Genomic DNA, 24,920 nt, shown 5'->3' on the forward strand with positions numbered 1-24,920 from the left:
GCCGCCGAGGGTTGCTCAGGCGTTCGCTTCGACGAAGCTGCGGGCCTTGTTGCAGTACCAGTCGACGAAGCGGCGGACGAGCTCCTCGGCCTCCTCCGAATACGGACCCGGCCGGTATCCCGCGCCGTTGACGCCCCGCTGATTGTTCTCCGCGAGGTCGCGGTCCTGCATGTTGGTCGTCGTCCAGAGACGGATCAACTCGTCGACCTTGTAGTCGACACCCTCCTCGGCATCCTTGTGGACGAGCCACTTCGAGGTGACGACCGTCTCCTGCGGTCCGGTCGGCATGGCCGAGAACATGAACACGAAATCGCCGACTGCGTGGGCGAAGCTGTGCGGCTCCAGCGCCCAGCGCATCGAGCCGATGTCGCCGCCGCCAGCCTCGCACATCAGCTTCGAGACGCAGGCCCGCCCGTCCTCCGACATCGAGGTGCAGCCCTCGTTCAGAGGGAAGCGCATGGCTTGGAACCAGTCGCCCTCGATGGGGCCGACCGGCAGACCGACCTCCTGCATGCGAGCGTTGAAGGCGGCGAGCTTCGGATCACCGTTGTAGTCGAAGTTCCGGCTCGTCCCGGTCGGGAAGGTGAAGGACAGCTCCGGATGCTTGGCATCGCAGTGGTAGCACTCGCGACCATTCTCCATCACGAGCTTCCAGTTCGCCCGCTCGACGAGGGTGCTCTGGTGCGCGAGCTTGGCGTTGGCGAGGTCGTGGGGAGCGAGCAGCGGCGTCAGGCCGTCGCGGAAGGCGCTGAAATCGGGCGGCGTGTCAGCGATGCAGGCATAGATGGTGCCCGCGACCAGCTCGACATGGATCGGCACCAGGGCGTGCTCGGACGGATCGAAGCTCTCCTGCATGCGGCCGGCATGGAGAAGCTTGCCATCGAGGCCGTAGGTCCACTGGTGGTAGGGGCAGACGAGGCGCGCGGACTTTCCGTGGCCATGCTCGCAGATCTGCGCCCCCCGGTGACGACACGAATTGAAGAAGCCGCGCACGTCGCCGTTTCGGTCGCGCACCACGACGACGGGAGTCTCGCCGATCTTGGTGGCGATATAGTTGCCCGGCTCCGAGATCTCGGTCTCAAACCCGATCATGATCCATGAGCGGCCGTAGATGGCGTCGAGATCGAAGCGATAGATCTCGGGATCATTATAGAAAGACTGCGGCAGAGTATAACCTGGACGGCGTTCGTCGAGAAGAGCGCGGATCCGCTTGAGGTCGTACATGGGTGTCTCCGGAATGTGCGGAGACGTTGCCACAAGCTTCCCGACTTAGAAAAACTCCATTTTGGAATGTCGGTATCGAATTTAAGCAATTGCAAGATGCTATCGCAAAATTGAGGATGCTTATCAGTAAAGCTCATTTGCCAGGCAGAATTTCACTGCATGGCGGCAAATAGTGCAGCGCCTGCCCTTAAGTTGGGCGATGCAGGCATCTTGCTTGTCCTCCGCAGGAGGCAGGCCGGTTGCGCCTCGCCGCACTAAGAGGATTCGATGATCGATCGACGCTGGCTCCCGCTGAATGCCCTGAGGGCCTTCGAGGCCGTTGGGAAGCATCTGAGCTTCACCGCAGGAGCCCAGGCCCTTCACGTGACCCAGAGCGCACTCAGCCGTCACGTCGCCAGCCTCGAGGTTCTGCTCGAATGCAAGCTCGTCGAGCGCAAGCCGCACGGGCTCATCCTCACCCCGGCGGGGGCCGCGCTCCTGCCGACGATCAGCAAGTCCTTCGACCGTCTCCAGGACACGATGAACGAGATCCTGCGAGACGGTAGCGGACTCGTGCGGACGCTGCGGGTCCACATGCCGCCGTCCTTCCTGCAGCACATGGCGATTCCGATGCTGCGGGATTTTAGACGGGAATTCCCCAACATTCCTGTCGACGTCTCCAGCTCTTCTGTCACCGGCGTCCCGTCGCGCGATCTCGACATCGCCGTGATCTACGACCGGCCCCGCCAGGGCGACGCGATTCGCGACCTGCTCTGGACGGTCCGCGTGACGCCGCTCTGCTCGCCCGAACTCGCCCGGGACAGCGAAGGGCTCGACCTCGCCGCCTTTCTCGCCGCCAACGAATTGCTGCATGTCCGCCTCGACGGCCAGCCACGCGGCTTCCTGTGGGACGCTTTCGCCGCGCAGGCTGGGATCGGGCTCAATACGGAGCGGGGCCTCGCCTTCGACACGGCCAGCCTCGCCGTCCAATACGCCCTCTCGGGGGCCGGCGTGGTCCTGGCCGACATCCATATGTTCGCCGACCTGATTGCCAGCGGCCAGCTCGTGCAGCCCTACGACACCGTCTGCGAGGACGGGCACGGCTACTACCTCACCTTCCATCCCGAAGACGTGACGGAGCCGGGCATCGCCCTGTTCCGCGCCTGGATGATCGAGCGATTCACGGGACCCGCGAAGAGCGGAGCGCACCCTGTGAAAGACCTTTGACAGCACGAACCGAGACAGGGGGAGCGGTATGTTCAGGTTGAAGACGTTGAGCGGTCGCCCGCAACATCCGGCGATCGAGGATCTCTGCCACAGTCTCGACAGGGGGCTGATCGGGCGGCGCGACTTCCTGCGCACCGCGGCCTGGCTCGGCGTGTCCGCGGCGAGCGCCGCCGCCTTCGCGGGGCGGACGACGGTCGCCGCGGCGGCCGAGGCGCCCAAGCGCGGCGGCAGCGTCCGGTTCGCCTGTCAGATCCAGGAGATGCAGGATCCGGCCGCATCCACCTATTTCGAGGCGGCCAACGTCTTCCGGAACGTGATCGAGTATCTGACCAAGGTCGATGCCGACAACGTCGTCCATCCCTATCTCGCCGCGAGCTGGGATCCTTCGGCCGATCTGAAGACCTGGACCTTCCGGCTGCAGCCGAACGTCAAGTGGTCGAACGGCGATGCCTTCACCAGCGCGGATGTGGCGGCCAATTTCCGCCGCTGGATCGGGCCGGCCTCGAAATCCTCCAACAAGACGACCTTCGCCGCCCTGCGGGACATCGAAATCCTCGGGCCGCTCGAACTGCGCCTGCATCTCGACCGGCCCCTGCTCGCCCTGCCGGAGATGCTCTACGCGCCGAACACGCCGATCATGCACCGCGACTTCGAGAAGATGGGCGGGGATTGGAGCAAGAACCCGATCGGCACGGGCCCTTATCGCTTGGCCGAGTTCCAGGTCGGACAGAAGGCGACCCTGGTGCGGCGCACCGAATATTGGGGCGAGATGCCCTATCTCGACGAGATCCGCTTCATCGACCTCGGCACGGATATCTCGACCCATCTCGCGGCCCTGGCCGCGCAGCAGGTCGACATGCTCTACCGCATCAACGTCTCGGATCTCGACCTCGCCAAGCGCCTGAGCGACGTGCAGATCCTCACCGGCCGCGCCGCGCAGACCCCGGTGATGCGCATGCAGGTCGACCAGAAGCCCTTCGACGACATCCGCGTGCGCCAAGCCGTGGTGCTGGCCTGCGACAACAGCCGCATCCTCGACGTGGCCATTCGCGGGGCCGGCGTGATCGGCGACAATTGCCACGTCGCTCCCTTCCAGCCCGAATACGCGCCCGTTGCCGCGCCCAAGCGCGACGTGGAGAAGGCGAAGCACCTGCTGCGGGAGGCGGGCCATGCGAACGGGCTCGATCTCGCGATCGCCGTCGGCAACACGCAGGGCGTCTGGGAGCAGAACACGGCCCAGGTGCTGCAGCAGCAATGCGCCGAGGCCGGCATCCGGGTGAAGCTCGACGTCATGCCGGCCGCGCAGTACTGGCCGATCTGGAACAAGGTTCCGTTCGGGCTGACCTACTGGGCCCACCGCCCCCTCGCCGTGCAGACCCTGGACCTGGCCTATCGCGGCGGCGCGGCCTGGAACGAGACGCATTTCGCGGATCCGGCCTTCGACGCAGCCCTCGACAACGCCATGGGCATTGTCGATCCGCAGGCCCGCAAGGCCGCTATGGTCTCGGTCGAGACGATCCTGCGCGACGCGGCGCTCATGGTGCAGCCGTTCTGGATGAACAAGTACACGGCGGTCGCGAGCCGTGTCCGCGGCTACGCGCTCAATCCGAGCGACTGCTTCGATCTCCACAAGGTCTGGCTCGCCTGATGCCGTCGCCGGTGCGGCCTGCCGCACCGACCCATGCCCCGAACCCGCCTCCGCCGAACCGCCGGCGGAGCGGCACGAAGGAATGCCTCATGATGCGCGCCGGCCTGACCCGCCTGTCCGAGATCGCCCTGACGATGCTCGCGGTCTCGTTCACGGTCTACTTTCTCCTCGAACTCGACGCGGACGATGTGGCCGTGAAGATGCTCGGGCAGTTTTCGACAGCCGCCCAGCGGGTCCAGTGGCTGCGCGAGCACGGCTACGATCAGCCCTTCCTCGCGCGGTACGTCCAATGGCTCCAGCGCTTCCTCTCCGGGGACTGGGGCCAATCCCTGCATTACCAAGTCCCCGTGTTCGACCTCGTCACGGAGCGCCTCGCCGCTACGGCCATCCTCGGCGGGGCGACGCTGGTGTTGATGGTGCCCATCGGCCTCGGCCTCGGCATCCTCTCTGGGACGCGGGAAGGATCCCTCGCCGATCGTCTCATCTCGGTCTTCAGCATCGTGACGACGTCGGTGCCGGAATTCGCAAGCGCCGTCTTCCTGTCGGGCCTGCTGGTCTTCTGGCTCGGCCTGCTCCCGGGCGCCAGCACGATGACCGGGGGCTTCTCCCTGCGCGAACTGGTGATGCCCCTCCTCGTCCTCGTCCTCTACGCGGCCGGCTATCTCGCGCGGGTCACCCGCGCGGCCGTGGCCGAGGTCATGACGGCGCCCTACGTGCGAACCGCCCGGATGAAGGGCGCTGATCCGCGCCGGATCGTCCTGCGGCACGTGCTGCGCAACGCCCTCGTGGCGCCCGTCACCGTGATCATGCTGCAGATCCCGTGGCTGCTCTCGGGCGTGATCGTGGTCGAGGTCTTCTTCGCGTATCGCGGCTTCGGCTCGCTCCTCTACGAGGCCGGACTGAACAGCGACATCGACGTGATCGAGGCCTGCGCGATGATCAGCGTGTTCGTCGTCGTCACGACCCAGCTCGCCTCCGATCTCGTGAACACGTGGCTCAATCCGCGGACACGGCCCGTCCGCGAGAGACGCCCGGCTGCGACCATCCGCAGGCTCTCCCTTTTGAAGAAGATGGAGGTGGTCTGATGCGCGCGCTCCTCGCTCTCCGCCATCGGCCCCTGGGTTCGATCGGCGGCCTCGTCGTCCTGTTCTGGCTGGTTTGCGCCCTGCTGGCCCCCTGGCTCGCGCCCCACGATCCGCTGCACAGCTTCGTCCCCCTGCAGACACCGCTCTCCCGCGGCTCCGACGGCACGTTCTTCCTTCTCGGGACCGACATCCTCGGCCGGGACATCTTCGCGCGGCTGATCTACGGCGCGCGCTCCGTGGTGATCTGGTCGGGGCTCGCCACCGGTACCGCCTACCTTCTCGGCATCGCCACCGGCCTCGTCGCGGGGTTCTATCGCGGTCCCCTCGACCGGGCGCTCTCGTTCGGCGCGAACGTCATCCTCTCCTTCCCCATCCTCGTTCTCTACCTCGTGGTGATCACCCGGTTCGGGGCGTCGGGCCTGAACATCATCCTGGCCGTGACCTTCGCGAGCTCGCCGGCGATCTTCCGGATCGTGCGGGCGCTCACCCTCGACATGCGCACGCGCGACTTCGTCGAGGCCTCCGTGACCCAGGGCGAGAGCGGGCTGCGGATCATGGCCATCGACATCCTGCCCAACGTCACGGGGCCGCTCGTGGTCGATGCCTGTCTGCGGCTCGGCTACACGGCGATCACCATCGGCGTCCTTGGCTTCCTCGGACTCGGCCTGCCCCCGCCCACTCCGGACTGGGGCGGCATGGTCAACGAGGGGCGCAGCCTCGCCATCGCCTTCCCCCACCTCATCCTCTTCCCCTGCATCGCGATCTCCTCGCTGATGCTCGGCCTCTCCCTGCTGGCCGACGCCCTGCGCGAGGGCGGCCGAGGGCCGGTCTCGGAAGAGGTGGCCGCCCCCGCCGTGCCGGTCTGACCCGCCCGGATCTGGGGAGCGCGCCTTCGGGCCACTCTCCACGCTTGCCCCAACCCGTCAGTGGGGTGGTTCGCCCCACACATTCCTCCCTGCCGTCGAGCCGGAAACGCCCTATGCTGGAGCCCGTTCTCTCCATCCAAGACCTCACGGTCCGGCTGCCGCGTGGTGCGGACCGACCCTTCGCCGTCGAAGGCGCGAGCCTCACCGTCAACCGAGGCGAGATCGTCTGCATCGTCGGCGAATCGGGCTCCGGCAAGTCCATCCTCTCGAGCGCCATCATGGGCGCGATCCCGCTCGGTCTCACGGCCGCCGGAGGGCGCATCCTGTTCGGGGACGAGGACATGCTGCGCCTGCCGGATGAGCGCCTCCGCCGGATCCGCGGCTGCGGCATCGCCATGATCTTCCAGGAGCCGATGGCCTCGCTGAACCCGGCCATGACGGTGGCCGCGCAGATCGGCGAGATGTTCGAGATCCACGAGCCGACCCTGTCCCGGGCCGAGATCCGAGAGCGCGTTCTCGGCCTCCTGCGCGATGTGCAACTGCCCGATCCGGAGGCGATGATGCACCGCCTGCCGCACCAGCTCTCCGGCGGCCAGTGCCAGCGCGTGGTGATCGCCATGGCGCTCAGCCTGCACCCTCGCCTGCTCATCGCCGACGAGCCGACCACAGCCCTCGACGTGACCACACAGGCCCAGATCCTGAACCTCGTCCGCGGCCTGCGGGACCGGAAGGAGCACGGCATCCTGTTCATCACGCACGATTTCGGCGTCGTCGCCGACATCGCCGACCGGGTGGTGGTGATGCGGCATGGCCGCATCGTCGAGCAGGGAACGGCAGAAGCGATCCTGAGCCATCCCTCCGATCCCTACACGCGCGCCTTGCTCGCGGCCGTGCCGAGCGGGACGATGCGCCGCGACATCGTCGCGAAGGGCTATCCGATCCTCTCGGTCCGCGCCTTGTCCAAGCGCTACGGCCAGATGCAGGCGCTCGACCGGATCGATCTCGAGGTGCTCAAAGGCCAGACGGTCGCGATCGTCGGTGAGTCCGGTTCGGGCAAGAGCACCCTTGCGCGCAGCATCATCCGCCTGATCCAGCCGACCAGCGGCCAAGTCGTCATCGAAGGGCGCGACTTCGCGCATCTGAGCGGACGGGAGCTGAACGCGAGCCGGCGCTTCATTCAGATGATCTTCCAGGACCCCTTCGGCTCGCTCAACCCGCAGCGCACCGTGGGCAGCATCCTGGAACGGGCCGGGTGCCTCGGCGGTCTCAACCGAGCCGAGGCAAAAGCGCAGGCCGAACGCCTTGTGCGCGAGGTCGGCTTGCCGGTTACCGTGCTGGCGCGCAAGCCCGGTGCCTTCTCCGGCGGCCAGCGGCAGCGCATCGGCATCGCCCGGGCGCTCGCGATGCGGCCCAAGATCATCATCGCGGACGAGAGCGTATCCGCCCTGGACGTGTCGATCCAGAAGCAGGTGCTCGATCTTCTCGACGGTTTACGCGCGCGCACCGAAACGACCATGCTCTTCATCACGCATGACCTTCGGGTGGCCGCACAGATCGCCGACACCGTCATCGTCATGCGGCGCGGCCAGATCGTCGAAAGCGGCAGCCCGAGCGCGGTGCTCTCGGCACCGAAACACGCCTATACCCGCGAACTCGTCGCAGCGATCCCAGGGCGGGCTTTCCACGCGGCGAAGCTGAAGGCGCCGGCCTCCTGAGCCGAGCCTGCGCTGGCCAAGGAATCGCTCCCGGCGCTTCGCCGCCGGGGAACGCGGCGGGGCGGAGATAGGCTCTGCCCGTCTGCGAAAGATCGACTCGGATGACCATAAATGACCGACCGCCGTGGCGGATCGGAAAGAAATGATCGCGCGCTGAGCGCAAAGCCTCCGGTTTAATCGACGCTCGTCCCAATTTTTCGGCAATGATAAAAAGTCATACCGTTTTAAGGATTTGTTTCTTGGAGCAATTCGATTTTGGATTCTAAATTTTATCGCCAACCGTTTGAATAAAAACAAATCAATACGGAAGGGCATAAATCAAAGACTTGGGGTGCTCCGAAATGCAGGACAGGGTCGGTACTCATTGGCTTGCCCGAGCCGTCGTTACAAGCGGCCTCGCCATTCTCGGTAGCGGCCTCGCGCACGCTCAGCAGCAAGAACTCGACGCGGAGCCGAGCCGCGTGAACCGCGCACAGAGGGTGACCGTCCCCGAACCGCGGCGGAAGAAGATCCCCGCGTCGGCGCCGAACCCCGTCGCTCCGCTGGCGGCTCCCTCCGTAGTCGACGGGAAATGGACGTTCGGCGGCGCGATCCGCGCCCGAATCGATGCGAATTTCGATGCTACGAACGCTCGAACCGGCGCGCCCGATACCCGGAGCTATTTCGGCTTCGACACGCTGATCGTGAAAGCGGCTTACGATTCCAGCACGTTGTTCGGAGCCGCCCAATACCGCTTCTACGGTGGTGCCTATCCCTACACGCGCGAGTCCGGCTACAAGAGTACTTTTGGAGAGTTCAACTTCCTGCAGTTCGCCTATGCCGGCGTCAAACTCTCTCCGGAGGATAGCATCTCCGTTGGCCTGCAACAGGTGCCGTTCGGATTGGTGCCTTACTTCAGTACGACGTTTTTCGAGACGGTGGGTTTTGTCGCCGGGCTGGAGGAGGTTTACAATACAGGCCTGAAGTTCTCTCACGTCGAAAAGGACTTCAATTACCAGCTTGGTTATTTTCCCGCAGACGGCGGGAATTACTTCGGCATCAGCCGCGAGGCCTCGCGGTACTCGACCAACGTCGTCAAGGCCGATAGCTACGTGGCAGGTGGCTCCAACAACGTCGAGCAGCACATGCTGGTCGGGCGAGGCGAGTACACCTTCTTCCGGAACGAGGCCGTAACGGCGACAGTCGGCGCCTCGATCTGGCACTCAAGCATCTACAATTACGACACCGGCACTTACGGCTCCAAACAGCAGGAGGCCCTCCATTTCGTCGGGACGTACGGGCCTTGGACCTTGCGTGCGATCGGTGCGCGGGTTGATATCGACCCACGGAACCCTGGGGGGCGTAACAGCCTGATCACCATCGGCAGCTACGATGGCTCGTACAATCTGGCAACAAAGGCGTTCTTCTTCTCTGGAGATGTCTCGTACAAGTTTACGCCGACTGTTGGCCCGTTCACTGAGATTGTGCCCTACTTTAACTACAGCGCATACTACAAGGATCAACGCGCCTACCGCGACACGGAACGCTACATCGTCGGATCAGCCTGGACGATCCGCAACATCAGCGGCCTTTACGTTTACACGGAAATGCGCATTGGCCGGAATGATCCCTATACAGGGGCTGGGCAATACACCCAGGGCCTGGCCGCAGGCGGCGACAACAAATTCAAGAAAAGCTTTTACGTCAACATCGGATATTATTTCTAATATGGTTATATTTTTGTAATCAGATGGTCGTCCATGCCGATTTAATGGGTTGGCATTCTGTCGTGATCGACAATATAATGCTATGAGTTATTCATATTATGGGTTTTGCAGGCAGTTGCGGCCCTGGACGCTATATCGTCCAGGGCCGCATGCGGGCATCAGTTTTCCGAAATAATACCCGTCATGCGATCTGCGCGCCGGGGACCGGCCGGCCAAAAAGGTAGCCCTGAACCTGTTTCAGCCCCTCCGCCCGGGCGAGGTGCCATGCGGCTCGGTCTCGGCGCCCTCCACGAGGGTGGTGATGCCCAGGCTCGTGCCGAGGCTGCCACTGGCAGGTGATCGATGCGGACGGACACGATGTCGATGCGGTCCTCAGTACGTCGGTCCATAGCCGCTACCATCGACGGCCCACCGACCTACCGGTCAGCGGCAATGATCCTCCCTCGACATCGCGGACACAGGGAGATCATTTCGCGGTCCTCTCGGCTTGCTCGGGGGTGAGATAGCCGATTGCCGAGTGGATGCGTTGCCGATTGTCGTAGCCCTCGATGTAAGAGAACAGATCGCGCCGCGCTTCATCCCGGGTCGCCCATCGTCGCTGATGGACGAGTTCGACCTTGAGGGTGTGGAAGAAGCTCTCCATCGGGGCGTTGTCGTAGCAGCAAGCCGTCCGGCTCATCGACGGCTTCGCCCCCATGCCGGCAAGCTGCCTCCGGTATGCCTCGGCCGCATACTGGCTGCCGCGATCCGAGTGGCAGATGAGCCCGGCGGCCGGCCGCTGCCGCTGGGCGGCCATCATCAATGCCGCTACGCTCAGCTCGGCGCGCATGTGATCGCGCATCGACCAACCGACGATCTTGCGCGTGGCCAGATCGAGGACGGCAGCCAAGTACAGCCAGCCCTCGCCGGTCGGCAGGTAGGTGATGTCGGCCAGCCAAACCGTGTTGGGCTGCGTGGCCGAGAAATCCTGCTTCAGGAGATTGGGGGCGCGATGGGGAGATCGTGACGGCTGTCAGTTGTGCAAGGCCGGAATCGACGCCCCGCCAGGACACGGATGCCATACCGGCGCATGAGACGCTCCACCCGCCCGCGGCTGACGGACCGGCCCTCGGCCCGCAGGGCGGCATGCACGCGCGGGGCACCGTAGCGCCGGTGGTGGGCGGCATGGATGCGCCGGACGTCGTCCAGGAGCTGGCGGTCGGAGACCGAGCGGGCGCTCTCAGGCCGTGACCACCAACCGTAGAAGCCACTGGGTGAGACTCCGAGCACGCGGCACTTGAGACGCACCGGCCAGGTCCGCGCATGCTGCTCGATGAAGGCGAAGCGGCCGTGCCGGTTCTTCGAGAAGGTGGAGTGGTCCGGCACCCGGCCATCGAGCCCGAGCCGGCAGAACCAGCGGTAGGCGAGGTTGAGATGAACCTCCTGGCATAGGCGCCGCTCGGAGCGAGCCGAGGCAGTAGCCGATGAGCAGCATGCGGATCATCAGCTCGGGATCGACGGAGGGGCGGCCTGTGGAGGCGTAGAACGGTGCCAACGCACGGCGCAAGTCGCTGAGATCGACGAAGCGGTCGATGGAGCGCAGTAGATGGTCGGCGGGAACGTGGGTGTCGAGCGAGAACTCGTAGAACAGAGCGCCCTGCTCGACTTGCCGAGGACCCATCATCTGCTTCGATCCCTGCCTCACAACGGCAGTGAATCACCTTAGAAATGCCGCTGCAACAGCCGAGTTTTTCAACAAAATCTGCCGCGAGGCGCCGGCCGCGACGGCATGGACCACGCGCTGACGCAGATCGACGGACAGGGCTGATGACATCGGCGCTCTCCTTCGCCGACCAACCCTTCACCTCGCTAGCCGTTTCATCACGCTCGGATGGTGCTCTAGCTATCTGGATGCGAGACCTGTTGGCTTCGTCTTAGACGCCAAGAGGTCTCGCATCCAGGCAGATAAGTCCCGCGGGAGAACTCCTAGCCAAGCACGCGCAGCGAATTCAAGTTTATACAGATCGAGTCGCGACAGAGATCCGCGAACTAAACGTTCTCACGCGATGATTGATCCGCATAGGAAGCTCGGAGGGATTTACTATTGGATTGCTGCCGCATATAATCCAGGAATTTCGACAGACATACCACGTAATACGATTTGAATTGACAGTTGGCTCCCCGGCTACGGTGGCGCGGCAAGTCGAACGTGGTGACATTGATTTGGGGCTTGCGTTTCCGACCGTGACGACTTCAGCCGTCGACGTCGTCTATCAATCGGTCGTCAAGATGGTGATAGCAGCTTCGATTGACCATCCACTCCCAAGTAGAAAGGAGGTAGATCTGCGCGATATATCGGCCTATCCGATTGCCTTGCCAGCGCGGAATACGACCCTGTGGCTCGCTTTCGAGTCTGCATGCCTCAGTGAAGGTCTATCGATCGAGACGGTCCTGGCCAAGAATGTGCTTGCGGTCCTCATCTCCTTTGTCCCAGATGGCCAAGCACTGGCTCCAATTGCAACGCTTTCGATCGGATCGCAGCTGCGCGAAAACTCAATCGTTGTACTACCCTTGCGGACGAAAATAAATTGCGACCGTCGCATGCAGATGCGAATAATGCGTGATTGGCATCTACTGAAGGCCTGCAAATACTTTATCAATCGTGTTTTAGGTATGCTCCCCCAAGGATCGGTCGATGATGTTCAGGACGGACTTGACCTGCTGGCTTTGGACCGGACTGATGAGTGCCTGTTTGAGCGCCTCTGCTGGTCGTCCCCATCTGTCTCGTGTGTCCACACATTTGGTTTGAGTCGAGCGGCTGGAGAACGAACCTTCGATTGTTGTTCTCAAGGCTGCGCGGAATGCGCAAAACGTGCAGAACACCGGGAGCGCGCGCTCTTGCTCCCGGCGCTCATGACCGGGCAGCCTCACTGAACCTTGCGGGCCGCCGTAACGAACTCGGGATGAGCGCGATAGTCGCTCCGGGTCCGGCCGGTGGCGTTGTGCCGCGGCGCCTCCGTGATACAGCCAAGATGGACTAGCCGCTCCAGCGCCTGTGTCCAGACGCGGTGGTCGCGGCCGGACGGCGCCCGCGGCGCTTCGCGCAAGGCTCGCGCGTTGAAGGTCGGGGCACCGACACGCTCGTCCTCGACGTGGCGGGCGATGAACCGGGCGATGTCGCGCAGGCCCCTGTCCGGGTCCGGACGTGCCTCGGCGCGTTCGAGCGCGCGCTCCGCGCTCGGCAGGTAATGCGTGTCGACCAGCGTCACCGCCGCGCGGACGCAGTCCTCGTTGAGGTATTGCGGGAAGCCGGCCTTGCCGGCGAGCACGTGCTCGAAGATTGCAAGCACGAGGCCCAGTCTCAGCGACTGGGTCGTGGCACGGTTGTAGGTCGAGGCCAGCATCCCGTCCGTATCGTCCGCCGTTTTCGCCCAGCGGCGCGAGGCGACCTCAACCGCCCGCCGGCCGTGCTCGCTCAGGAGTACGGTGTGGCCGCCGAAGCGCTCGCGCGCGGCCGGCAGCGCCAGGACATGGCGCAGCACCGCCTCGATCGGGGGCGCCGCCGCGGTGCCACGGGGTGCAAGTTCCGGATCGCGCTCGACCTGCGGGTAGCTGACCAGGCAGCGCGAAAGCAGGCCGTCATCCTCCCGGCCGATCAAAGCGCTGAGCTTGTCCGGGGTCACGCCGCCGCACAGGCTCAGTTGCAGAGCCGGGATCACCTGCGCACCTGTGGCGCGCTCCCGGACATAGGGGTCGCCGTCATAGGCCTGCAGCAGGGCCGAGCGGCCCTCGTCCGAACGCATCGTCGGGCCGCGCACGAGGCCGATCACGTCAGGCTGCGCCAGCAGCAGTCCGCGCGGCTGGGCCGCGATGCGATCGAGGATGCCGGGCAGGGTCGTGCTGGTGCAGGTGTTCAGCGCCGCCGGCCTCATGGCCGCCTCGTCGCGCACCATGTAGGCGGAGAAGTCGGTCTCCGCCCGGTCGAGCCCGTCGCGGATCGCCCGCTGCGTGCGCCGTCTGACTTCGGCACGGACCATCTGCGCCAGTTCCTCCTCGGCGGGGGCGGCCGCCGCGCGCTCCAGGGCCGCGATGCCGAGCGCGGTCAGCACGTGGACCGTCTTGCCCATCGCCACCGACTTGCCCATGCCGGCCGCGGCCACCATGAGGGTCCAGGCCACGCTGGGCTCGCGCCAATCGGCGCTCACCCAGAGATGGGCCGCCGTTCCGACCGCCCCGGCCAGCGTGGCGACGGCGCTGGTGAACACGAAGGCCGGATGGGTCTTCTGGCCCCGGACCGCCGCATCCACGAACTGCCGCACCCCATCGGGCAGCGCCTCGATCGGGAAGCCCGGCGCCGGCAGCATCGTGGGCGCGAGGAAGGACAGGTCTGGATCGCGCGGAAACGCGGCCTTGCTCACCTCCGAGAACGCGGCGAATCTGTCACCGCCCGCGGAGACGGCAGCACGGTCGTCGGCGAGGCCGGCCACTCCTGCCTCGGGCCGGAGGGGGGCGCCGTCGGAGGACTGGATTGCAGGGGCGAGGTCGGCCGGACGGTTCGGGTTGGGCCGGTCAGCTTGATCGAGGGTCATGGCGCACCTGAGCGGAAGTCGGTGCGGATCGCGTCGTCACGCGACCCGCGGGGAAGTCGGCCGATGCGCAGAGGGTCGAGGACAGAAGGGCCGCCGGGCTAGCGATACAATGTAGGATAATTCGAGAATCCTCTTCGACCGCCATTATTCGCCGTTGTGCGTGTCTTTCCAGCAACAGATCGGGGTCAGGTTGGGATACCGCGACGCGCCGGTGTAAGGAGGGGGCAGCGTCCCCCGCCGGCTCCGCCGTCTTCAGCGTCCGAAGCTCGGTCCGTCCTCCGGGGCGAGGCCTGCCAGCGCCTTCTGGAGACGCGTGCACTCGGCACTCAGCGCGGCGATGCGCTCCCGGTCGGCCTCGCGGCCCTGCGCAAGGGCATCCGCCCGCCTGCGCGTCTCCATCAGCACTGACGCGAACCGCTCCAGCATCTCGGCCTGGATTGCGGTCCTCAGTTGCGCTTCCTCCTCCGCATAGGCCCGCTCCCGCTCCGCCTCGCGCATCCGGGCTTGCTTCACAAGGAGATGCTCGGTGCGCTCCAGCCGACGCCGACGCGGTCCGACCCTGGCATGGCCGTAGCGCATGCTGAGCGCGGCATGGAACTCGTCCTGCAGGCGCTTCATCGCCTCCAGGTACGCTGCCCGCTGGCCGGCCTTGTCCCGCCCATCGGCCTCGGCCTGCTTCAGCGCGGCTCGCCCGGGATGGATCGCCTCCAGCGTCAGGCGGTTGCCCGGGCCGAGGGCCGGGACGGCGTAGGCATGCAGGTGTAGGTATTCTTCGTCGTGATGCTCGACCAGCGAGACGAGAGTGTCCCCGAACCGGTTGCGGCACCACTGCGCGGCCTCCGAACGCCAGGCGTTGTAAAGGTCTTGGGCATCCGGGGCCTCGCGGTCTTCCACGAGGGTGCGGGGGACTGGATAAGACAGGACGGCCGCCACGAGCACCGCACCGTCGCGGCGCAGGCGGCGGCCCTTGGCGTCGCGGGCCTGTTCGGCCCGCTCCAGGGCGATCCGGCCGGCTTCGATCGGCGAGCGCCCGTGCAGGACGGTCGGCTCGGCCGGATAGGCGACGTGGCGGGCCGCGCCGGGTGCGCGGGCGCCCTCGCTCACGATGCCGGCGATGCTGGACCAGGGGGGCTGCCCCTTGCGGGGCGCGGGGCCGTACAGGCTGATATGTAGGAATTGGGTCGACACGGGGCACCTCCACCCCGGATTATCGCCAGCACCCCGCAAGGAACCAGGCGCCGCCCGGCTTTCCGTTTACGGTGGGGTTAGGCTCGCGGTGCGCCGACGGCCCGAATGGCGCAGCCTGTCGATTCGCGGCAGACACGGCCGTGCAGGCCCACGATGTCCGCCCCGCGATGAGGCGGCCGTCACCTGTGCTGGTAACACAGGCGGGGCCTTGCCACAGCAACCACCTGTTGGAGAGGTGTGCACCATGGTTCCCAGGACCATTCGCTGACGCGTGCTCCGCGTCAACCCGATCCCTGCTTCCGCAGCCGGGCGTGCCGACCGCCCCGCCTCCGTACGATGCTGGAGGCGGCGATGAAGATCGTCGTCACCATCCTCAACGGCCAAGCGCGGGTCCACGTCGCCGCGACCTGGGCGCCCGACCTCCTGCGCCGGCAGATTGCGGCGCGGACTGGCCACGCCCTGCTGGCCGCCGTCGCGCTGGCCCCGCCGAGGCTCGGCCCGGAGGCCCTGATCGCCGGGATCGACCGGCGCCTGCAGGCCGACCGTCTCGCCCAGGGCCTTTATGCCGTCACCCCCGCTGCCGCAGCCCGGGCGGGATCCGGGGCCGGCTCGCCTTCCGCATCCGTTCGATCGTCACGCGCGCGAGGGAGCGGCTGCGGAGAGGGCTGCGGCGGAGGCTCAAGCAACTCCGTCTCTCCCGCGGGAGGAAGCCGCACGTGGCCTAATCCCGTGTAGGATGCTTGCGGCGGGCGGTGGAAGATCGCCTGTCACATCCTCGGCGCGACTGAGCAGGCGGTGGTTGCGGCGATCCCCGAGAGGAACGGTCCTGCGGTCGATGAGGAGAGGGGCTCGTGGCCTCCGTCTCGTGGCTTCCGTGTAGCGGTGTCGAGGGGGCGTGCCAGGCACACTTGCTGTCCGGGTGGGGCAACCTGGCAGGGACATCCTAGAGACCGACTAGGATGTCCTTAGGAGTGGGCTACCATCGGAGGATGGCGAGCGGATCGGAACCTTGGTCAAGCACGGTGAAATAGGGCCTTTGCTTTACCGGCATTTCGCGCGTTTTGCGCATTCTGAACGATCGGAGGCTGTAATGCGTGGCTTGTACCGAACGGAGCGAGCAGCCGCCCCCGGCAACAAAGGTGGTGGCAAACCTGAGCTGGCACACATTCCCTTGCATCGCGTCCTAACGGGTGCAATGTACACGTCGATGAAGCCAGCGCGGGCTCGGAGTGGATCCGTTCATGGCTCGGCGCTCTAGGTTCACATAATCTGGCGGATTATCCCCCCCCTCTCCGCCAAGTCGCCCTCAAGTCCCTGCGATAACGGTATCTTTCTGATTCCGTAGGCTTCTGAGCGCGCTCCTGCTACGTAAGGAGTGCTACGAAGCCATGAGGCAGATGGTGGGTTTGGTCCAGCGTCGGGGCATCTTCTATTCCCGTCGTACCATCCCGGAAGCGCTGCACGCCGGCATGCCGGCCGTGCTCGGAACGGCAGGGCCTGGGATCTTCGACGAGAGCGCCCCTGTCTCGCTGAAAGGGAGACGAGCGGGCCGGGCGTTCTGGGTCAGCCTCGCAACCCGCGATGAGGACGAGGCCCGAAGCCGGGCTCGCAGGCTGGACGGCGAAGCCGACGCCCTGATTCGCGTTGCCAAGCGCCACATTACACTCAGCGCCAAACCGAAGATCTCTGAACTTGACGATACGGTCATTCAGGGCTTGGTCACGACTTTCCGCCATCGCAAGCTCGCTGCGGATGAAGCTCGGCGACGCGGCGCTGAACCCCTGAGTCGCGAGGCATTCGCCGCTCTCGGGCAGGAGATCGCTGCAAGGGAGGCCGAGTTGCGTGACGCCAACGCGCGCGGCGACTGTGCCGCCACCCACTTCGATATCGATGCGATGATGACCGTCCTCGATGCCGAATTGAACATCGCGTTCGGGTCACCTGCGGATCGACGCCTCTATCTGGCGTTCGTCGAAGCCGAACTCGAGGTGATGACCATTATCAGGGATCGGCAAAGCGGGGCGACGCGACCGACACCGGTGCTGACCGAGGCTGTGTGAAAACGCCTCGATCTGCTAAGCTTGTTCCCGATCTGAGGAGGTCGGGATGGCCCGCTTCAGGGCGGACCACTTCAGTGGGAGCGGATCAGATCGCCCCCCGACTCGGCCAGAGCCTCAAGTTCCTCACGAACTACTGCCAGCGACTAACCTGTTAATTGTCTAATCTGAGGGGAAATCTCGAATTAAGGGAAGATCTTGGCAAGCCGCACTTGCACGAAGGTCGCCTGCTTCGTGCCGTTCTCGACCGTCAGATCACGGCCGATCATGGCCTGAACTTGGAAGGTCGGCTCCGGGAAGTAGGCGATCGCGAGACGCCCATAGCTGGTGCCTTGCGAATTCCGCAGCGACACCTGCTGGAAGGTCTGATTGCCGCCGAGCCGTCCGCCGAAGCCGCCAGCGACCTCAAGGGCGGGAGTGATCTTGTAGCGAAGGTAACCCTGCAATTCGTATTGTGGAGCCTGCGAAAGCTTTCCGATCCCATTCAGATTGTATCGATTGTTGTCGGAGTAGAAACTGACGTCCGCGATCGTATCGAAGGACCAGACCGGATCGAAATGCTTGACATAGGCAGCCTGGAGCACGCCCTGCCAGCGGTTGGAGCCGAAATTGAGCGGCCTGTTCTCGTCGTAGCTGCCTGTCGGCGCGATCAGGAACGGGCTGATCGCGAAAACGTCCTTGAACGCGGTATCGAGCTTGACCTTGATCGGTGCCGTCAGGATCACATCGCCGACGCCGCCCGGCGAACCGAGGGGGGCCAGCACGCCGCCCGTGGAAATCGCGCCGACCGGGAGGAGAAACTGCGGATCGATTGTCACGTTGGGGGCGATTTCGTAGACGTGCAGAAGGCGGATCAGCCCGACATTCGTGTCCAGCTTCGCGTCCGATGTCGTCTTGGCTCCCCGGCTATAGGCCTCATTGCCCTGGCCAAACTGGTAATAAAGCAGGCCGATCGTTGCGCCGGACGGGAACTGCTCATAATCTCCGGGATTGATCTCCAGTGCAGCGGCGCCGAAATTCATGGAAATTCCGGCCGCAATTGTTGCCAAGCCTAATCCAAACCTGATCGTGATCATCAGCCCCTCGCCCCGTTTTTGGAGTTTTATGAGAGGCAGAGCTTCCGGATTTTCCATCGATGGTCATTATCCAAGACCATCATTCGGTGTTCGATTCCTGCTGTAACGCCCTTCCGACGAGCCGGATCGACGCAAAGAGGTCGTGCGGCCTCGCGGCGGAAAACACGCCGTTTCGACGCTGGAGCCGCTTCCGATCGCGTTGCCATCGGGAGCGGCTCCAAGCCTTTGTCGTGACGCGCTCTCTTACGCCGAACCGGTGTCCACTTCGGCGCAGAGCGCTCTAGTTCTGGGCGGAAGCCCGCAGCTGAGCCGGGGTCACCCCGAGCGCTTTGCGGAAGGCGCGCGTAAAGTTCGCCTGCGACGAAAATCCGGTCGCGGCAGCGATCTCGGCGATTTGCGTATCCTCATTGAGAAGACGGCGCTTGGCCAGATCCAGCCGGCATCCGCTGACGTAGTCGTAGGGCGTTCGCCCCGTCGCCGCGCGGAAGCTGCGCGTGAAATGGGCAACGCTCATGCAGGCCACGGCCGCCAGCTCCGCGACCGTGAGGTCGTCGAAGAGGTGGTTCGCGATGAAGGCCTCCACCCGTTCCAGCCGCCGCCTGTCGAGCGGCTTGTCGGCGGTCTCCCTCTGCCGGACCTTCGCTGTCGAATAGCGATGGACGAGGTGGGCGGAGAGCGCGATGCCGAGCGATTCGATCAGGAGCCTTCCTGCCGCGCTCTCGCACTCCATTTCCTGAAGGATCCGGCTGGCGACGTAATCGATAAAAGGATCCTGCGGGATGACGTCGTAACGCAACTCGACCTTGGAAGGATCGACATTGAGATCACGGAGCATCGTTTCCTCGAACGGATGCGCCGGCAAGAAAATGTGCAGGCAATCGAGCATCGGGTCGGAGATGTTGATGTATTCCTCTTCAATCCCTGCCGGGCAGACCCAGACCGTGCCGCGATGGCCATGTGTTTGCTGGCGCTGGCCGCTTCCGATCCGGTCCACGAAAGACCGCCCCTGCAGGAGAATCGCGATCTCGGTATCCTTGGGCGTGAGCGCGGGGAGCTCTCCGGGCATGTGGCTCCAGCGCTCGGCATGAAGCTGCGTCCAGCCCAAACCATTCGACGTGTCGAGCAGCCGGCCCGTTACGTACTTGTCAACGGAATGCCCGAGCATGGACCCGTCCTCTCACCCCCATTTCGAATGATTCCAACGGCAAAGCACATCTCGCGCCACGGTGCGCGAGGGATGCTGGCCGGAAGCCCGATGAAAGGATCGCAATCAGGGAATACGAAGCCGCAGATTCCGATAAAGCCCGCTGCCCGAATCATTGGCACCTTTGAGGCGTGCTCAAGAACCGGTCAGCGGGAGAATGGATATGGCTCGTGAAGTCGTCATCGGGGCGTGCCCCCACGACTGTCCCGATACCTGCTCGATCCTGACGACAGTCGAGGATGGCAAGGCGATCGCGGTGCGGGGCAACCCGGATCATCCCTTCACCAAGGGGCGCCTTTGCGTGAAGGTGAACGACTACCAGAACCGGGTCTACAGCGACCAAAGGATCCTCTACCCGCTCAAGCGCGTCGGACCGAAAGGCAGCGGACAGTTCGCCCGGATCTCCTGGGACGAGGCCATGGAGACGGTGGCGGAGCGCTGGAAGGCGATCATCGCCGAGAGCGGGGCGCAGGCGATCCTGCCCTACAGCTATCTCGGCACGCAGGGCATCATCAATGGCCTCAACGTCGGCGACCCGCTGTTCAACAAGCTCGGCGCCACCGTCTGCGAACGCACCTTCTGCGACTCGGCCTCCTGCACCGCCTACATGATGACGATCGGGCACACGCCCGGCGTCGATCCCGAGAGTTTCGTCCATTCGAAGTACATCGTGCTCTGGGCCTGCAACACGCTCAGCACGAACTCGCACCACTGGCCGTTCATCGAGCAGGCCAAGCGCAACGGCGCCAAGCTCGTGGTGATCGACCCCGTCCGCACCCGGACGGCGAAGCTGGCCGACTGGCACATCCCGATCCGCCCCGGCACCGACGGAGCGCTGGCGCTCGCGATGATGCACATCATCATCAAGGAAGGGCTGATCGACCGAGACTACATCGACCGTCACACGATCGGCTTCGACGAACTGGCCGAGCGGGTCGAGCAATACGCCCCGGACTTCGCCTCGGCCGAGACCGGCATCCCGGTCGAGGACATCCTGAAGCTCGCCCGTGAATACGCCACGACGCCCCCCGCCGTGGTGCGGATCGGCGTGGCGGTCGAGCGTCATGCGGGCGGCGGCCAGACGGTACGGGCGATCGCCTGCCTGCCCGCGTTGATCGGCGCATGGCGGCATGTCGGCGGCGGCCTCCTGCAACTGCCGATCTGGGCCTTCCCGGTGAACTGGCCCGGCCTGATGCGGCCGGATCTTCAGCCCCCGTCCATGCGGGTGATCAATTCGTGGAAGCTTGGCCCCGCTCTCACCGGCGACATGCCCCTCGATCCGCCGATCCGCTCCCTGTTCGTCTACAACGCGAACCCGATGGCGATGGTCTCGCAGCAGGAGGCGATCGCGAAGGGTCTCGCCCGCGAGGACCTGTTCACGGTGGTGAGCGAGCACTTCCTGACGGATACCGCGCGCTACGCCGACATCGTGCTGCCGGCCACGACCCAGCTCGAACAGAAGGACATCATGTTCTCCTGGGGTCACCTCTACCTGTCGTACAACAACCCGGCCATCGCCCCGCTCGGCGAGGCCGTCCCGAACACCGAACTGTTCCGCCGCCTCGCCAAGGCGATGGACATCGACGATCCGTTCTTCTTCCGCACGGACGATGAGATGATCGAGGCGTCGATGGACTGGTCGAACCCCGCGCTCGCCGGGATCACCCTCGATGAGCTGAGGCAGAAGGGATACATGCGCCTGACGATGGATGCGGCGGACGCTTGGGCGCCGCATCGCGACGGCAACTTCCCGACCGGCTCCGGCAAGTGCGAGTTCAAGTCGAGCTTGGCCGCCGGCGGCAACTTCGTCGCTCCGCTGTTTCGCCAGGGCTATGGCGGGGACCAAGCCGGCGAGCCGGTGGATCCGCTGCCGCACTACGTGGCCCCGAACGAGAGCCCCCGCACCGCACCCGCGCTGGCCGAGCGCTTCCCGCTCAGCCTGATCTCGCCCAAGAGCCACGCCTTCCTCAACTCGAACTACGGCAACCTGCCGTCGCAGGTCGCACAGGCCGGAGAGCAGCAGGCGGTCCTTCTCCACCCGGAGGATGCGGAGCGCCGCGGGATCGCGGCGGGGACGCCGATCCGGGTGTTCAACGAGCGCGGGGCCTTCGAAGCTTTCGCGACGCTCTCGCCCGAGGTGATGCCCGGCGTCGTCGTGGCGCCCGCAGGCTATTGGCAGCGCTCCAACCAGCGTGGGCCGACCGTCCATGCCGTGACGCCGCCCGCCTTCGCCGATCTCGGCCGCGCCCCGACCTTCTCGGACATGCTGGTGGAGGTGGCCGTCGCCTGACAGCCTCCTTCCTCCCTCTCTCTTGCCCATCGAGGTGATGCCGACATGGCCTATGTGGTCACGGATTCCTGCCGAGGTTGCCGCTATACCGAGTGCGTCACGGTCTGCCCCGTCGAGTGCTTTCACCTCGATGAAAGCATGACCTACATCGATCCCGAGAACTGTATCGATTGCGGCGGCTGCGCCCCGATCTGTCCGGTCGGCGCGATCCATCCGTCCTGGCAGATGCCGGCGGGCAAGGCGGAGTGGATCGCGATCAACAAGTCGCGGGCCGCCGAGACGCCGGTGATCGCGGCGAAGCTCCCCCCGCTGCCCGGAGCCGATGAGCAGGCGAAGCGGTTGGCCTCATGAGCGCGCCTTATCGCATCGCCGTCGTCGGCAGCGGCCCGGCGGGCTTTTACGTGGCCGAAGCGCTCCTGCGATCGGGCGTGCCGCTGGCGGTCGATCTGTTCGAGCGCCTGCCCGCGCCGTTCGGACTGGTGCGCTTCGGCGTCGCGCCGGACCACCCGAAGCTGAAACAGGTGGTCACGGTGTTCGACCGGATCGCTGCCATGCCGGGCTTCCGCTTCGTCGGCGGGGTCGAGGTCGGCTCCGACGTGAGCGTCGCCGACCTCTCGGCCTCCTACCACGCGGTGATCCTGGCGAACGGTGCCGCGCTGGACCGACGCATGAACATTCCCGGCGAGGATCTGGCCGGAAGCCATGGGGCGAGCGCCTTCATCGGCTGGTACAACGGGCATCCCGACGCGGCCGGTCTCTCCTTCGATCTCTCCGGTGAGCGGGCTTTGGTGATCGGCCACGGCAACGTGGCGCTCGACGTCGCCCGCATCCTGGTCAAGACCCCCGACGAATTGCGGCACACCGACATCGCCGCCCACGCCCTCGACGCCCTGGCCGAGAGCCGGATCCGGGAGGTTCAGATCGTCGGACGCGGCGGAATCGATCGCGCCCGGTTCTCGACCAAGGAGCTCGCGGAGTTCGGTGAGTTGGCCGATTGCGAGACCCGGCTCGATCCCGGCGACTTCCCTCACAGTGTGCCGGACCTTCCCCCCGACGCATCCGCGGAGGTGCAGGCCAACGCGGCGATCCTGCGCCGCTATGCCGAAGCCGGCATCGGATCGGCCAAGCGTCGGCGATGCGTGATCCGCTTCGGTTTGGAGCCGGTGTCCATCATGGGGCAAGGCCGAGTCGAGCGCATGCATCTGCGCCGGACCGGCTCGGAGGAGCCGGTCGTGCTCGATTGCGGGCTCATCGTCTCCAGCATCGGGCGGCGGACGGCGCCGGTTCCGGGCGTTCCCTACGATGCCGGTACAGGAACCCACGCGAATGTCGGCGGTCGCCTGCAGGCCGATGGGGGAGCCGTGCCGGGGCTCTATGCCTGCGGCTGGAGCAAGCGCGGCCCTCGGGGCACGATCGGGACGAACCGGGCCTGCGGCGTCGAGACGGCGGACGCCGTGCTCGCTGATCTCGCGGCCTTGCCGACGCCGTCCCAGGATGCAGAGGCCGTGTTGAGGCGGTTTGCTGCGCGCAAGGGCCCGACCATCGATTACGCGGCCTGGCGCCGGATCGATGCGGCCGAGCGGAGCCGGGGACAAGCCGCCGGGAAGCCGCGGGAAAAATTCGTCACGCTCAGCGAGATGCTCGCCATCGCGGGCGAGGCGGCCTGACATGATGCCGTCCCCAGGCTCCGGAGGCTGCGGCCTCATCGACCGTTTCGGCCGGCGCGTGAGCTATCTGCGCCTCTCCGTGACCGATCGATGCGACCTTCGCTGCGTCTACTGCATGTCGGAGGACATGACGTTCCGCTCCCGGCGGGACATCCTGACCCTGGAGGAGCTGGCGCGGCTTGCCCATCTGTTCATTGCCCGAGGCATCGACAAGGTGCGCATCACCGGCGGCGAGCCGCTGGTTCGCCAAGGCATCCTCGACCTGTTCAGGTCGCTGTCGGGATCTCTGAGAGACGGATCGCTGCGCGAACTCACGCTCACGACGAATGGGACGCAGCTCTCCCGCTTCGCCGACGATCTGGCTCGCCTGGGCGTGCGTCGGATCAATGTCTCGCTCGATACGCTCGATCCGGATCGCTTCCGGCAACTGACCCGCGGTGGGAGCCTGACACAGGTCCTGTCAGGGATCGAGGCGGCCCGCGAGGCGGGTCTCGCGGTCAAGCTCAACGCCGTCGCGCTGAAGGACGGGACGGAAGAAGAGATCGACGACCTCATCGCCTTCGCTCACACAAGAGGCATGGCCCTCAGCCTGATCGAGACGATGCCGCTCGGCGACGTCGGAGCCGACCGCCTCGACCAGTACCTGCCTCTGGATCTCCTGCGACAGAGGATCGAAGCACGCTGGACGTTGGTCGATGTTCCGATGCGCAGCGGCGGGCCGGCCCGCTACGCCCGCATCCTTGAGACGGGCGGTCTGATCGGCTTCATCACGCCGCACACGCACAACTTCTGCGCCGATTGCAACCGCGTCCGCGTGACGGCGGCAGGGACATTGCACACCTGTCTGGGCCATGAGGATGCGACGGATCTCAAGGCCATTCTGCGGGATTCCGGTTCGGACGACGAGATCGTCCGCGTCATCGATGAAGCGATGGGCCGGAAGCCAATCGGACACAGCTTCGTCCTGCAACGCGGCGCATCGCCAGTGATTCCCCGCCGAATGTCGGAGACGGGCGGCTGATTGGCCCTCGCCACCTTGAGTATGACGCAGGGCTGCAACATAGGCTCTGCCTATGCGGCCTCAGAGCTTTTGTCCTGCGCTCGCGTTCCCGCAGATCTACTATCATTCAATGCTGGTAAATCACCGCATGGAGCTGGTTGCTTCGAAAATCTTTGATCGGCGGTGAAGTCGGAAATGTTTGGTGGTGGCCGTTCCGCAACTCAATCCGACGCGAAGCAGCATCTACGCCACGAAAATCTCGGTGTGCCGATTTGAATTGGGCTGCCGACGAATCGCCGACCTTGCGCTACTTGAGGCTGTCCCCATACAGTCCAGCTCAGGACAAGGGGGAAGCCGTGTCGGACGGTATCCAAATCACGTGCTCGGTCACGGAGCATGTCAGTCTCGCGTACCACGAGA

General features: G+C 65.1%; 18 protein-coding genes and 2 pseudogenes. 13 read left to right on the forward strand and 7 right to left on the reverse strand.

All coding sequences use genetic code 11. From position 1 onward, the window contains the following. Nucleotides 1–15: 15 nt before the first annotated feature. On the reverse strand, nucleotides 16–1,224 hold the full coding sequence (locus MFF21_RS12305; protein WP_238311406.1) for an aromatic ring-hydroxylating oxygenase subunit alpha: 1,209 nt from the start codon (nucleotides 1,222–1,224) through the stop codon (nucleotides 16–18). Between the two features lie 267 nt (nucleotides 1,225–1,491). On the opposite strand from MFF21_RS12305, the gene MFF21_RS12310 reads away from it, so the two are divergent. The 6 genes from MFF21_RS12310 to MFF21_RS12335 all read left to right on the forward strand — a co-directional run bounded on the left by MFF21_RS12310 (nucleotide 1,492) and on the right by MFF21_RS12335 (nucleotide 9,450). After that, the gene (locus MFF21_RS12310) at nucleotides 1,492–2,430 is read left to right on the forward strand and encodes a LysR substrate-binding domain-containing protein (protein WP_238311407.1); all 939 of its coding nucleotides are present in this window, start codon (nucleotides 1,492–1,494) and stop codon (nucleotides 2,428–2,430) included. 28 nt (nucleotides 2,431–2,458) lie between these two features. Next, complete coding sequence (locus tag MFF21_RS12315) at nucleotides 2,459–4,078, forward strand: ABC transporter substrate-binding protein (RefSeq protein WP_238311408.1); 1,620 nt, start codon at nucleotides 2,459–2,461, stop codon at nucleotides 4,076–4,078. 89 nt (nucleotides 4,079–4,167) lie between these two features. Then, nucleotides 4,168–5,163, forward strand: coding sequence for an ABC transporter permease (locus MFF21_RS12320; RefSeq protein ID WP_238311409.1), 996 nt, complete (start codon nucleotides 4,168–4,170; stop codon nucleotides 5,161–5,163). Further along, entirely contained in the window at nucleotides 5,163–6,029 is an 867-nt protein-coding gene (locus MFF21_RS12325) for an ABC transporter permease (protein ID WP_238311410.1), read from the forward strand. Before MFF21_RS12320 ends, MFF21_RS12325 begins: the two co-directional genes overlap by 1 nt. Before the next feature lie 113 nt (nucleotides 6,030–6,142). After that, nucleotides 6,143–7,744, forward strand: coding sequence for a dipeptide ABC transporter ATP-binding protein (locus tag MFF21_RS12330; RefSeq protein WP_238311411.1), 1,602 nt, complete (start codon nucleotides 6,143–6,145; stop codon nucleotides 7,742–7,744). A 341-nt stretch (nucleotides 7,745–8,085) separates the two neighbouring features. After that, nucleotides 8,086–9,450: a hypothetical protein gene (locus MFF21_RS12335; protein WP_238311412.1), complete on the forward strand. Its 1,365-nt coding sequence runs from the start codon at nucleotides 8,086–8,088 to the stop codon at nucleotides 9,448–9,450. Between the two features lie 466 nt (nucleotides 9,451–9,916). On the opposite strand, the pseudogene MFF21_RS12340 reads toward MFF21_RS12335, so the two are convergent. Continuing rightward, nucleotides 9,917–11,113: pseudogene (locus tag MFF21_RS12340) on the reverse strand (IS3 family transposase). A 45-nt stretch (nucleotides 11,114–11,158) separates the two neighbouring features. Beyond that, nucleotides 11,159–11,263, reverse strand: a pseudogene (locus MFF21_RS24110) (IS630 family transposase); the annotation flags it as partial. Between the two features lie 236 nt (nucleotides 11,264–11,499). On the opposite strand from MFF21_RS24110, the gene MFF21_RS12345 reads away from it, so the two are divergent. Beyond that, nucleotides 11,500–12,363, forward strand: a complete 864-nt coding sequence (locus MFF21_RS12345) for a LysR substrate-binding domain-containing protein (protein WP_283206529.1) — start codon at nucleotides 11,500–11,502, stop codon at nucleotides 12,361–12,363. Here the strand turns inward: MFF21_RS12345 and MFF21_RS12350 are convergent. Then, nucleotides 12,357–14,018 (reverse strand): DUF3987 domain-containing protein, encoded by a 1,662-nt coding sequence (locus MFF21_RS12350; RefSeq protein WP_238311414.1) that lies wholly within the window; start codon nucleotides 14,016–14,018, stop codon nucleotides 12,357–12,359. The genes MFF21_RS12345 and MFF21_RS12350 overlap by 7 nt on opposite strands. Nucleotides 14,019–14,270: 252 nt before the next feature. Next, the gene (locus tag MFF21_RS12355; protein WP_238311415.1) at nucleotides 14,271–15,206 is read right to left on the reverse strand and encodes a plasmid recombination protein; all 936 of its coding nucleotides are present in this window, start codon (nucleotides 15,204–15,206) and stop codon (nucleotides 14,271–14,273) included. A 351-nt stretch (nucleotides 15,207–15,557) separates the two neighbouring features. Here MFF21_RS12355 and MFF21_RS12360 point away from each other — a divergent pair, with 351 nt between their 5' ends. Both MFF21_RS12360 and MFF21_RS12365 read left to right on the forward strand, forming a co-directional pair. Beyond that, nucleotides 15,558–15,941 carry a hypothetical protein gene (locus tag MFF21_RS12360; RefSeq protein WP_238311416.1) on the forward strand — a complete coding sequence of 128 codons (384 nt, stop codon included), beginning with the start codon at nucleotides 15,558–15,560 and terminating at the stop codon, nucleotides 15,939–15,941. A 653-nt stretch (nucleotides 15,942–16,594) separates the two neighbouring features. Continuing rightward, complete coding sequence (locus MFF21_RS12365) at nucleotides 16,595–17,266, forward strand: DUF6538 domain-containing protein (protein ID WP_238311417.1); 672 nt, start codon at nucleotides 16,595–16,597, stop codon at nucleotides 17,264–17,266. 182 nt (nucleotides 17,267–17,448) lie between these two features. On the opposite strand, the gene MFF21_RS12370 is transcribed toward MFF21_RS12365, so the two are convergent. Then, a complete protein-coding gene (locus tag MFF21_RS12370) occupies nucleotides 17,449–18,396 on the reverse strand; it encodes a transporter (RefSeq protein ID WP_238311418.1) in 948 nt (315 codons plus the stop codon). Between the two features lie 223 nt (nucleotides 18,397–18,619). Further along, entirely contained in the window at nucleotides 18,620–19,504 is an 885-nt protein-coding gene (locus MFF21_RS12375) for an AraC family transcriptional regulator (protein WP_238311419.1), read from the reverse strand. A gap of 202 nt (nucleotides 19,505–19,706) precedes the next feature. On the opposite strand from MFF21_RS12375, the gene MFF21_RS12380 reads away from it, so the two are divergent. Genes MFF21_RS12380 through moaA form a run of 4 tightly spaced genes read left to right on the forward strand, consistent with a single transcriptional unit; the run spans nucleotide 19,707 to nucleotide 24,521 of the window. Then, a complete protein-coding gene (locus MFF21_RS12380) occupies nucleotides 19,707–21,833 on the forward strand; it encodes a molybdopterin-containing oxidoreductase family protein (RefSeq protein WP_238311420.1) in 2,127 nt (708 codons plus the stop codon). Between the two features lie 45 nt (nucleotides 21,834–21,878). Further along, entirely contained in the window at nucleotides 21,879–22,184 is a 306-nt protein-coding gene (locus MFF21_RS12385; RefSeq protein ID WP_238311421.1) for a ferredoxin family protein, read from the forward strand. Next, nucleotides 22,181–23,500, forward strand: a complete 1,320-nt coding sequence (locus MFF21_RS12390; protein ID WP_238311422.1) for an FAD-dependent oxidoreductase — start codon at nucleotides 22,181–22,183, stop codon at nucleotides 23,498–23,500. The genes MFF21_RS12385 and MFF21_RS12390 overlap by 4 nt, the downstream gene beginning before the upstream one ends. 1 nt (nucleotide 23,501) lies before the next feature. Beyond that, nucleotides 23,502–24,521 (forward strand): GTP 3',8-cyclase MoaA, encoded by a 1,020-nt coding sequence (gene moaA, locus MFF21_RS12395; RefSeq protein WP_238311423.1) that lies wholly within the window; start codon nucleotides 23,502–23,504, stop codon nucleotides 24,519–24,521. The last annotated feature ends 399 nt before the right edge of the window (nucleotides 24,522–24,920 follow it).

This window comes from Methylobacterium organophilum (assembly GCF_022179465.1).
GTDB lineage: Bacteria > Pseudomonadota > Alphaproteobacteria > Rhizobiales > Beijerinckiaceae > Methylobacterium > Methylobacterium organophilum.

Bases quoted from the DNA above. Each gene is read 5' to 3' on its own strand.
- MFF21_RS12380 (WP_238311420.1), top strand. From the start codon at position 19,707: ATGGCTCGTGAAGTCGTCATCGGGGCGTGCCCCCACGACTGTCCCGAT.
- MFF21_RS12385 (WP_238311421.1), top strand. From the start codon at position 21,879: ATGGCCTATGTGGTCACGGATTCCTGCCGAGGTTGCCGCTATACCGAG.
- MFF21_RS12360 (WP_238311416.1), top strand. From the start codon at position 15,558: ATGAAGATCGTCGTCACCATCCTCAACGGCCAAGCGCGGGTCCACGTC.
- MFF21_RS12370 (WP_238311418.1), bottom strand. From the start codon at position 18,396: ATGGAAAATCCGGAAGCTCTGCCTCTCATAAAACTCCAAAAACGGGGC.
- MFF21_RS12315 (WP_238311408.1), top strand. From the start codon at position 2,459: ATGTTCAGGTTGAAGACGTTGAGCGGTCGCCCGCAACATCCGGCGATC.
- MFF21_RS12330 (WP_238311411.1), top strand. From the start codon at position 6,143: ATGCTGGAGCCCGTTCTCTCCATCCAAGACCTCACGGTCCGGCTGCCG.
- moaA (WP_238311423.1), top strand. From the start codon at position 23,502: ATGATGCCGTCCCCAGGCTCCGGAGGCTGCGGCCTCATCGACCGTTTC.
- MFF21_RS12375 (WP_238311419.1), bottom strand. From the start codon at position 19,504: ATGCTCGGGCATTCCGTTGACAAGTACGTAACGGGCCGGCTGCTCGAC.
- MFF21_RS12365 (WP_238311417.1), top strand. From the start codon at position 16,595: ATGAGGCAGATGGTGGGTTTGGTCCAGCGTCGGGGCATCTTCTATTCC.
- MFF21_RS12305 (WP_238311406.1), bottom strand. From the start codon at position 1,224: ATGTACGACCTCAAGCGGATCCGCGCTCTTCTCGACGAACGCCGTCCA.
- MFF21_RS12350 (WP_238311414.1), bottom strand. From the start codon at position 14,018: ATGACCCTCGATCAAGCTGACCGGCCCAACCCGAACCGTCCGGCCGAC.
- MFF21_RS12335 (WP_238311412.1), top strand. From the start codon at position 8,086: ATGCAGGACAGGGTCGGTACTCATTGGCTTGCCCGAGCCGTCGTTACA.
- MFF21_RS12325 (WP_238311410.1), top strand. From the start codon at position 5,163: ATGCGCGCGCTCCTCGCTCTCCGCCATCGGCCCCTGGGTTCGATCGGC.
- MFF21_RS12390 (WP_238311422.1), top strand. From the start codon at position 22,181: ATGAGCGCGCCTTATCGCATCGCCGTCGTCGGCAGCGGCCCGGCGGGC.
- MFF21_RS12320 (WP_238311409.1), top strand. From the start codon at position 4,168: ATGATGCGCGCCGGCCTGACCCGCCTGTCCGAGATCGCCCTGACGATG.
- MFF21_RS12310 (WP_238311407.1), top strand. From the start codon at position 1,492: ATGATCGATCGACGCTGGCTCCCGCTGAATGCCCTGAGGGCCTTCGAG.